At 70.6% G+C, this 9,984-nt stretch carries 6 protein-coding genes; 5 read left to right on the forward strand and 1 reads right to left on the reverse strand.

Features of this window, described 5'->3' with window-relative positions; translation table 11 throughout:
- Positions 1-16 precede the first annotated feature (16 nt).
- The 5 genes from ACFWZH_RS30345 (at position 17) to ACFWZH_RS30365 (ending at position 9,400) form a co-directional block, all read left to right on the forward strand.
- The gene (locus ACFWZH_RS30345; protein WP_384438302.1) at positions 17-2,914 is read left to right on the forward strand and encodes a TIR domain-containing protein; all 2,898 of its coding nucleotides are present in this window, start codon (positions 17-19) and stop codon (positions 2,912-2,914) included.
- Between the two features lie 186 nt (positions 2,915-3,100).
- The gene (locus ACFWZH_RS30350) at positions 3,101-3,826 is read left to right on the forward strand and encodes a DUF4232 domain-containing protein (protein ID WP_384438305.1); all 726 of its coding nucleotides are present in this window, start codon (positions 3,101-3,103) and stop codon (positions 3,824-3,826) included.
- 1,473 nt (positions 3,827-5,299) lie between these two features.
- On the forward strand, positions 5,300-7,555 hold the full coding sequence (tap, locus tag ACFWZH_RS30355; protein WP_384438307.1) for a telomere-associated protein Tap: 2,256 nt from the start codon (positions 5,300-5,302) through the stop codon (positions 7,553-7,555).
- 6 nt (positions 7,556-7,561) lie between these two features.
- Entirely contained in the window at positions 7,562-8,116 is a 555-nt protein-coding gene (tpg, locus tag ACFWZH_RS30360) for a telomere-protecting terminal protein Tpg (protein WP_384438310.1), read from the forward strand.
- A gap of 189 nt (positions 8,117-8,305) precedes the next feature.
- Positions 8,306-9,400 (forward strand): hypothetical protein, encoded by a 1,095-nt coding sequence (locus ACFWZH_RS30365; protein WP_384438313.1) that lies wholly within the window; start codon positions 8,306-8,308, stop codon positions 9,398-9,400.
- Between the two features lie 109 nt (positions 9,401-9,509).
- On the opposite strand, the gene ACFWZH_RS30370 is transcribed toward ACFWZH_RS30365, so the two are convergent.
- Positions 9,510-9,968: a zinc-binding dehydrogenase gene (locus ACFWZH_RS30370; RefSeq protein WP_384438319.1), complete on the reverse strand. Its 459-nt coding sequence runs from the start codon at positions 9,966-9,968 to the stop codon at positions 9,510-9,512.
- Positions 9,969-9,984 lie beyond the last annotated feature (16 nt).

Consider the following 9,984-nt stretch of genomic DNA (forward strand, 5'->3'; position numbering starts at 1 on the left):
CATGTGAGGTAGCCCAATGCCGTCGACCCACACCGCGACCCGATACGCCTACGACGCCTTCCTCTCCTACAGCCACGGGGCCGACACCAAGGTGGCCCCGGCCGTGCACAGAGCACTGAGCCGCCTGGCCAAACCCTGGAACCGGCCGCGCGCCCTGCGGATCTTCCGCGACCAGGCCTCCCTGGAAGCCGGCCCGGACCTGTGGGCCACCATCGAGGCCAAGCTGAGCGCGAGCCGCCATCTCGTCCTGCTCGCCTCGCCGCAGGCCGCCCGCTCCCCGTGGGTGGGCCAGGAGATCGCCCACTGGAAGCAGCACCGCGAGCCCGCCACCTTGCTCATCGTGCTCACCAGCGGCACGATCCACTGGGACCACACCGCGCGGGACTTCGACCGGACACGCACCACCGCCCTACCACCCCAGATGTTCGGATGGTTCGCGGCCGAACCCCTGTGGGTCGACCTGACCTGGGCCGGCAGCGAGACCGAACTGTCCCTGGACCACGCCCGGTTCCGCCAGGACGTCGGCACCCTGGCGGCGGCCCTGCACGGCGTGAGCAAGGACGTACTCGACAGCGAGGAGGCACGCCAGCACGCCCGAACGGTCGGCGTGCGGCGCGCGCTGACCTGGAGCCTGGCCTTCTTCCTCGTCGCCTCCCTCGTCTTCGGGGTCATGGCACAGGTCCGGGGCGACGAGGCCGAGCGTCAGCGCAAAGAGGCCGACGGGCAACGGCGGGTGGCCACGGTGCGCGCGCTGCTCGCCGAATCGGAGAACCGCCTGGCGGGCGACCCGCGCACCGCCGTCCGCCTCGGCCTGACCGCGTACCGCGTGCGCCCCAGCACCGAAACCCGCACCGCCCTGGTCAACGCACTGCAGCGCACGCCGTACGCGGGCGTATCGCTCGGACCGGACGACGTCGGCCAGTTCGTCAGGCAGCTCTCGCACGACGCCGGCGTCCTGGCCACCGCGGGCGAGGGCACGCTCAAGCTCTGGGACGTCTCACAGCCCGGCCGGCGCCGACTGCTGCACCGCCTCACACCGCCGCGAGGCAACGTCGAGGACCTCGCCTTCAGCCGAGACGGACGCACCCTCTTCGTGGCGGCCACCCAAGGCCACGCCCGGTGGGACATCACCACGCCCGGCAAGCCGCGGCCGTTACCGGCCCTGCCCGGTGCGACGGGCCTGGACGGCGGCGGATTCGGCGACGGCGACCGGACGCTGGCCACCGTGCGCGAGGGCAAGGGCAGCAGCGGCCGGCTGGACCTGTGGGACGTGGCAGCCCCGGACCGGCCACGCCGTCTCGCCTCGGTGACCGGTCTCTACGACGCCACGAGGGTCCAGATGAGCCCCGACGGCAAGACCGTCGTGAGCGCCACCGGCAAGATCACTCTCGACGAGGCGGACACGGGGAAGATCACCATTGAGCACGGCAGCGGGATGACCGCGTGGGACACCTCCGACCCGACCCGTCCGCGCCGCCTGGGGCGCGACGCCCCCTGGGCAGGAGCCCTCGCCTTCAGCCCCGACAGCCGCACCCTGATCAGCAGCCACGCCAGGACCGCCTACGTCTGGCGCATCCGCCCCTTGCACGCACCGCAACTGCTCAGCCAACTCCGCGGCCACCGCGGCGCCGTGACCGCCGCCGCCTTCCGCCCCGACGGCAAGGCAGCGATCACGCTCGACGAGCAGGGCAGCGCGGTGCGCTGGGACCTGGCACGCCCCGACAAACCGCATTCTCCGGGAAAGCTGCTCGACGCCGAGCTGAGCCGGGGTGAGGACGTCGCCTTCACACCTGACGGCCGGCACATCCGAGAAGTCGACACCAACGATGCGGTCGCCAGCTGGCGCACGGACGCCGGGCCCGGTCCCTGGCAACGCGCCCAGGTGGCCGCGGACCCGGTGGCCGTGGCGGCCGTGGCGATCTCCCCGGACGGGCGGACGGCGGCGACCGCGGGCATGCAGGCCCTGATGCTGTGGGACATCACCGACCACGACACCCCCCGCCGACTCTCCGTCGTACGCGGCTTCTCCGGGAACCCCACGGACGTGGCGTTCTCGGCGGACGGCCGCTACCTGGCCGGCGGCGACGACGCAAGCCGGGTCATCCTCTGGGACGCATCGAACCGGCGCCACCCCCGCAAGACCGCCACCCTGCGCACCCGGGGCCCCGTGGCCTCGCTCGCCTTCAGCCCCCGTGCCCCCCTCCTCGTCACCTCCGGAAACCAACCCCGGCTCACCGGCGGTATCGCCGGCTGGGCGACACTGTGGAACCTCAAGGGTGGACGGCCCGCGCAGATGCGCTCGTACACCCTCAAGAGCTTCACCAACGCGGGCGTGGCCTCGTTCAGCGCGGACGGCAGGCTGCTCGCGCTTCCGGGCGCGGGCAGCGGCCTGTTCGACATGAGCGACCCGAACCGGCCCCGTCACCTCACGTGGGACCCGGGGGCGGTGCTCCAGCAGGACACGGCGTTCAACGCGAAACGCAAGCTTCTGGCCGTCGGCGACAGCGTCTACCAGGTCAACGGCACGTCCCTGTCCGAGCCCGCCGTCGAGCTCCCCGATGCGCCCGACCGCGGAGGACGGGTGGCCTTCCACCCCGACGGCGACCTGCTGGCCGAGGCCGACGACCGGGGGACGGCGGTGCTGTGGGACATCGGCGATCTGCGACGGCCCCATGTCGCGGCCGAGTTGCCGCCTGCCGACGAGAGCGTCGACGACGTGGCGTTCACCCCCGACGGCCGTACGCTGCTGACAGCCGGCGGCGACGGCATGCTGCGCCTGTGGGACCTGGGCCGGCTGCCCGCCGCCGCCCACGACCCCAAGCGCCTGGCCTGCCAGGTGGCCGCCGGCGGCCTGGACCGCACGCAGTGGCTACGGTACGTACCGGGGCTGGCCTATCAAGACCTGTGCCGCTGACGACCTTGAGCATGCCGGACGGACACATGTAGCACTGCGTGCTGGGTTCGAGCGTCGGTGTGGAGACGGACGCCGGGGCCGCCTTAGCCGGGCGTTAGCGGAGCGGCAGCCTGGCGACAGTGGCCCCGATCAAGGTGGGTGTCGTACCGAGACAGACCGACACCGCCATCCCCGGGGGAATCCGAAATGAGCTCCAGCACCACTGCCCGCACCCGCACCCGCACCCGCACCCGCACCGCTCGTCGTCGCGCCCTGCGCGTGGCCGCCGCGGCCTGGACCGCAGCCGCGGCGTTGTCTTTGACCGCCTGCTCCGGCTCGGACGCCGCCGCCTCCAAGCCCGCGGACCAGTCGGAGCCGGGTGTGGCCGCCGAGGCCGGCGGTGCGGGCTCCGCCGGGTCCGGTGGCTCGGGTTCCTCTGCCGGAGCGCAAGGCACCGAGGCCCAGCCGGGCACCGCCAAGTCGGGCTCTGGCAAGGGCGCCTCGTTGCGTGCCGGTGCGGGGAAGGGCACGTTCTGCCGCACGAACGACCTGGTCATGAAGGCGGTGGACAGCTCGCCCGACCAGAAGGTGGGTGACGTCACCGTTCAGATGACCAACAAGGGTGCGAAGACCTGCTCGGCGACGGGCTTCGCGGGCGTCGACCTGAAGGACGCCGACGGCACCTCCGCCCCTGTCCACCGCGGAAGTGAGCAGCCCCGCATCACCGACCTGAAGCCCGGCGACACCGCCACCTTCAGCATCTCGTACAAGGTCGACTTCAGTGGCGACAGCCTCGCGTCCCCGACCGCCATCATCGTGACGCCGCCGAACGAGACCCACAGCGTGTCCCTGAAGTGGCCCGCGAAGGCGCTGAAGCTGGCCGGCCCGTACGACGACAAGATCCAGGTCCACCCCGTCGGCATCGCCAACTGAGCACCGCGAAGTCGGCCCTGCGTGCGTGAGGCTCCGGCCGGGGAACATGCCCCTCGGCCGGAGTGGCTCTGTTCATGAGTTTGAGCAGCACTTGTGCACGACTTTGGGAGGCACTGCCGTCCTCAAGGAAATCGAACATCGGGGCCTGGCGTGTGCCTGTCAGCCGACGGTGGGCCCGGGCATCCGGGAGGGCAGGGCGGGCAGCAAATAGGCAACACAAGGGCATCCCAATATCAGGCATTTCCGGGAAAATCAAGCCCCGAGTTTCCGCGTCACGACAAGAAGAATTATGCATGGCTCACTCGAGATGTGCTCACCGAACAGGTGAGGAAACTTTCGGAAGCAACAGATATGGACTGATCTCCATGAACACATTCAGAAAGGCCCTTACTGCCGGTGCAATCGCCGCTACCCTCGCGCTTCCTATGGCCGTGGCAGCCGAGTCCGCCAGCGCCGCGTCGTGCAAGGGCACGTGCCAAGCCCCGGCCGGGCATACCTGCGAGATGACGGTCAAATGCGACAGGAACACGAGTGGCACAGGCGATAAGGGCGGCAAGGGCGGCAAGGGCGGCTCAGGCGACAAGCCCCCCGCCGCACCTCCCCCGCCGCCGCCCGCGGGTGGACAAGGCGGAAAAACCGGTGACAAGCCCCCACAGCTGTGAGACAGCGATCGAATCCTTGCCGCCGCCAATACAGGCCATGACCATTTTGGAAAACGATCCAGCATGAACTTCGCCATCAGGAAGTCCCTCACGGGAAGCGTAATCGCCGTTCTCCTCGCAGTTCCGACGGTGATATCTGCCGGGTCTGCCAGCGCGGAAGTCCCTACTCCCGACAAATGCACGACTTGCACGCCCCCCATCGACAAATGCCCCACTTGCACGCCCCCGCTTACCCCCATGGGGGGTAAGCGCATGGGTGGAGAGCCCCCGAAGGGCGAACTCCCGAGGGGACTGTCCGCCTCGGCTGGCAGGCTGCCCTCGTCTTCGTCACACAAGACCGCCCCCGGCGCTGTCCGCGCCGGGGGCGTTGCGTGTGTGCCACGAGACGGGCGAGTCGCAGGTGGACGACACTGAGGAAGGTCATCTGGGCACACCCAAAAGGCTTGAGGGCGACCTGTACACCCGGCCGCTGACCGGCAACGTCTACGTCCAGTACCGGACTAGGACCAGTCACCACCCCGGAATGCGAACAGCACCTTCCCTGGGTGCCTCCCGAAGTGGCGAACATTCGCTGCTCACTCTCGTGAACAAAGCCAGCCGGAGCCTTGCCAGCACAGGTACCGAGCAGCGCGAACTTGCTTGCGTCCTCGGACGAGAAGCCACCGATCAGCACCTGCCGGCCTCCCGCCTCCTGCTCACCGCCTCCGGCCTCCCGCCTCCGGCTCACCGCAACGCGATCATCAACCCAACCGCAAACTCATGGGCAAATCCACGGGTAAGTTCGCGATAGTGTCGGGGACGGAGGTGAAGCGTGCCGACCCAAGACGAGCTGTTCGCGGCAGTGGACGCCCTACTGGAGGGTGAGCCGGAGATGCCGCCCCCGGCAGAGCGGACGCGGCTGCGCGAAGCGGCCCGTGTCTCCCAGGCCCGACTCGCAGAGGCGCTGCGGACATCGACGCAGACGGTGAAGAACTGGGAGGCCGGCCGCTCCGAACCGCGGCCGCCGCGCCGCCAGGCCTACCAACGCCTGCTGGACGGCTGGGCGGAGAAGTACCCCAAGCCCACCGACACCGACACCGGAACCGGAACCGGAACCGGCACCGATGCCGCGCAGCCGCCGCAGCCGCTCACCGGCACGCCCGTCCGGGCCGAGGCACGCACTCCGTCCCCCCCAGCACCCGAGGCAGCGGCCGCGACCGCCGAAGCAAACGCCGACCCGAGCCCCGCCCCCGCGGCCCCACCGCCTCCGGCCCGTGCCGGCCGGCCGTCGCCGACACCGCGGCGACCGCCCGCGCGCAAGACGGCAACGAAGCCGACCGGCCCGGCGGGCGGCACCGACGCGCGGTTCGAGAACGGCCCGCTGGCAGTCGTCGACTTTGAAAACGGACAGATGTCGGCGTACTGCGTCGGCGGCCTGGTCCTGGACGTACCCGCCAAGTCCCTGCCCGCGCTGGTCGACTGGACGCTGACCGACGCCAAGCTCGGCCAGGCCCGCCTGCACCGCAACGGCCGCGACGCCGACCCCGTCCTGCTCCTCAGCCCCGCCGCCCTGGAACGCTACGGCCTGCCGACCGAACTGTCGCAAGAAGAGCGCCGCACCGGACGACTCACCGACAGTCACAAGGTCCTGGGGCAGATCCAGCGGGCCGGCCTGCAACTCACCCAGCGCGGGTTCGGGGCATGGACGCGCCTCTTCCGCGAACCCGAAGGCTCCCAGCGCCGCTGCGTACAACTGTGCATCCCGGCCTGGGGCGCGCTGCCCGTCGACGAGTGGGACAACAAGAACGACCCACAACTGCCGACCCTGCACGGAGCGGACCTGGCCCGGTTCCTCGGCACCTACGCGGACCGCGTGATGACCCCGCGCGGCACCACCGCGGTCACCGGCCTGGAGCTGATGACAGCGCTGCGCCCACCGACCCGCGCGGAGAAGGACCCGGCCACCGGCGAGTTCCACAGGGCGTTCAACGACGACGCCCTGACCAGGCTGTACGACGTGGTGGAGTGCGAGGTCCCCGACGAGCACCCGATCCTCAAAGGCGTCCACGCCCGGCACCACCTGCGCACCCCGGCCCAGACGCTGATGGAGGAACCCTACGACTGGTGCCGGCAGCTCACCGACGAGGAGTGCATGCAGCGCTACCTGGTCGCCATCGACGTCAACATGGCGTTCGCGGCAGCCGCCAACGGCCTCACCGTCGGCCTCAACGGGCCGACCCACCTCACCGGCAACCCGACATTCGACCCGTCACTGCCCGGCTCGTGGCTGGTCGACCTCTCCCACGTCGACCTCTCCCACGTATCGATCAACGGGCGCACCATCGACGGGACCCGGCTGCCCTCACCGTTCACCCCCAAGGGCAACCGACCCCAGGGCCCGGCCTGGTACACCACCCCGACCGTGGCCTACGCCCAGGAACTGGGCTTCGACGTGGCACCGACCGAGGCACACGTGCGCACACAGACCGGCCGCTACCTCGACCCCTGGTACAAGCGCCTGCGCGACGCCTACGTCGCCACGATGGCCGACCTCGGCGTCACCACCGACATGGGCGGCCAGGAGTTCCTTCAGGCGATGGCCCGCTCCCAGCAGGTAGACCCGACGATGGCCCTGGTGCTCAAGGCGATCAAGGCCACCGCCAAGGGCGGCATCGGCAAGCTGCGCCAGCGCAACCGGGGCCAGGTGCCGTACTACGAGCCGTGGCCGGCACTCTCCCGGGAGACCTGGCGCCCCGACATCCGCGCCGCCGTACTGGCGACGGTCCGGGTCAGCATGCACCGCAAGATGATGAAGACCGCCGCCGCGGCCGACGTCTACCCGGTCGCGATCGGCACCGACGCACTGGTCTATCCGTCACCCGGCCCGTCCCCACTCGACTTCCTCCCGCACACGAGCGAGGGCAAGCCCGCGCCGGGCACGTTCCGGCTCGGCGTCTCCCCGGGGATGGTCAAACACCAGGGCACGCAGACCGTGCTGTGGGCCGAGGAGCAATTCGACACCCAGGGCGGCGTCTTCAACGTCGCCAACCTGATCAAGACCGACCCGACGGCCGGAGAAGGCGAGTAGACCACGGTGGACCCGGTCGGCGACAGCCTGGACCGCGCACTGGAGGGAGCGTTCACCCGCCCCATCCCCAAGAGCGCCCAAGCGCAGATGAAGTACCTGGTCAAGCAGCTCAAGGGCACCAAACCGGCCGCGGAAGCACTCGGGATCACCCAGCGCACCGTGGAACGGTACGTCGTCGGCAAACTCAAGCGGCCCCGCAAGGACCTGCGTGCACGCATAGAGCGCGAGGTCACCCGCCGCTGGCAGCCGCAGATCCGGGCGAAGGCCAGGAAGAAGGCGGCAACCACCGACGGCCTGGTCCTCTCCAGCCGCGCCCGGTTCGGATTCACCGCCGCGCCGGGCACGACCGACGACGCCCGCATCCGCGACATCACCCAGGCCCTGCCGCCCCAGTGGGCCGACCGCCTGTTCACCGCCCACGAGCAGGGCGCCACCGAGCAGCAGCTCCAACGCATCGCCGCCGAGGGCCTCGCGCAGATGTACTTCCGCGCCGACAACACCCGCGCACACGGCCTGGGCGTGGAGTTCACCGACGTGGAGCACATCGACATCGAGCTGTAGCGCGACAGGCCCGGCTGGGCACCGTCGCCATGCTGACCGAGTGCTTCAGCCGGCCAGTTGACAAAGGGGGGGCGTGGGCGGCGTACCCACACCGTCCGCCCAGCCGGCCTCGCTGTCAGCACTCTGTGTCATTATGCGGACGCGTCCAGGGGAGTGGGCCGCAATCTACTGATTGCCAGGGGGACAGGGATGGGCACGGGCACGGAGCCGGACGGTACGTCCAGATCCGACGAGGAGTGGGAGCGGTTCCTGCGCGAGTCGGTGGCCGGTGTCGCCGACGCGCCCAAGGAACCGTCGGCTCGGGCCCGCGAGGTGACAAAGCGGCTGCGCACGGAGCCCGGCCGCGACCCGGAGGGCTGGCGCAGCTACACGCCCGCCCGGCCCAGGCGGCGCACCGGCTGGTACGTGGTCGGACTGCTGGCCTCGCTGGTGCTGCTCGTGGTGGCGCTCGCGCCGGGGCGAATAGTGGACCTGTTCGCCGGCGACGACCCTGACTCCCCGCCGGCCGAGACCGCCCGCCCGACCCAGGCACCCCCGGCGCAGGCGCCCCAACGCCCCACCAGGGACGAGCCGTTTGGTGGTTCGCCGGCGGCGAGCTGGGCGAACGGAGCAGCGGGGATCACCGTGCCCAAGGCCGGGGCGGTCGGCTGGATGAGCGCCGCCGAGGTCGAGCGGGCCCTCGCCCGCACCCGGGACTTCCTCGTCGCGTCCGGCCTGGACCGCGCGGTGCTGCGGGGCGAACGCCCCAAGAAGGCGATCGCACTGATCAACCCGCACCAAAGGGACGTCCAAGACCTCCTCAAAACCGCTTTCCGAACCCCGAGCGACAACAACGACCCCCTCCTGCTCTTCAGCCGCTTCCATCCCTCCCGCACCCACCTGGTCGGCGACGTCGTGAAGACCCGCGGCCGGCTCACCTACCGGGAGGGCAAACGCGGCGCACTCCAGGTGACCGCCGACGTCACCTTCGTCTACCCGGTCACCCGCGCGGACGCCGGCGGCGACGACGAGATCGTGCGCACGATCGTCCGGCGCGAGCTGGTCCTGAGCTGGGACGACCCGGACAAGGTGATCACCGAGCCGGGTACGTTCTCGATCGTCTCGTACACATACGACATGACCAACGGCGGCTGCGGCGCCCCGACCGGCTACTTCACCCCTCCCTTCGGCACCGACCGCCAGACGGACGAGGCCGCCACGGAGGTCGACCCCTACGACCGCAGCACACCGATCGGGCGGGGCAAGCCCTCCGGCGACAAGTGCAGAAGAGCGACCCGGTCCTAGCGGCCGCCACCCGGTGGCGGCCACATTCGAGGGCTCGCGGGGGAGGCGCCCTGCAAACAGCGCGGGGCGGACCGACCACGGCGGCCCGCCCACGCAACACCGCGAGCGGTCAGGCGAAGGTGAGGACGGGCTTGATGACCTCACCGCCTGCTGCCGCCTGTGCGGCCTCCTCAATCCGGCTGAACGGGTACGGGGTGATCAACTTCTCCAGAGGGAGCCTGCCCTGCTCGTGCAGCGTGATGAGGCGAGGGATGAACTCCTGGGGGACCGCGTCCCCCTCGATCACTCCTCGCAGCTGGATCCCCTTCGTCATCACCGTCATGATGTCCAACTCGGCCGGCTTGCCGATGCCGACCAGCGCCAGCGCGCCGCGGTTCCGCAGGGCCGCGATCGCCTGGGAGATCACGGCAGGCCGGCCCGTGGTGTCGAGGGCGCTATGCGGCCCACCAGAGGTGAGGTCCCGGACCGCTGCCGCCACATCGTCAACGTCCGCTGGGTCGAGTGCTGCGACGGCGCCCAGATCCCGCGCAACCGCACGGCGGGACGCGACCGGATCAACGGCGACCACCGAGCACCCCTCGGAC

The sequence above is a fragment of the Streptomyces sp. NPDC059008 genome (genome assembly GCF_042749045.1).
Taxonomy (GTDB): domain Bacteria; phylum Actinomycetota; class Actinomycetes; order Streptomycetales; family Streptomycetaceae; genus Streptomyces.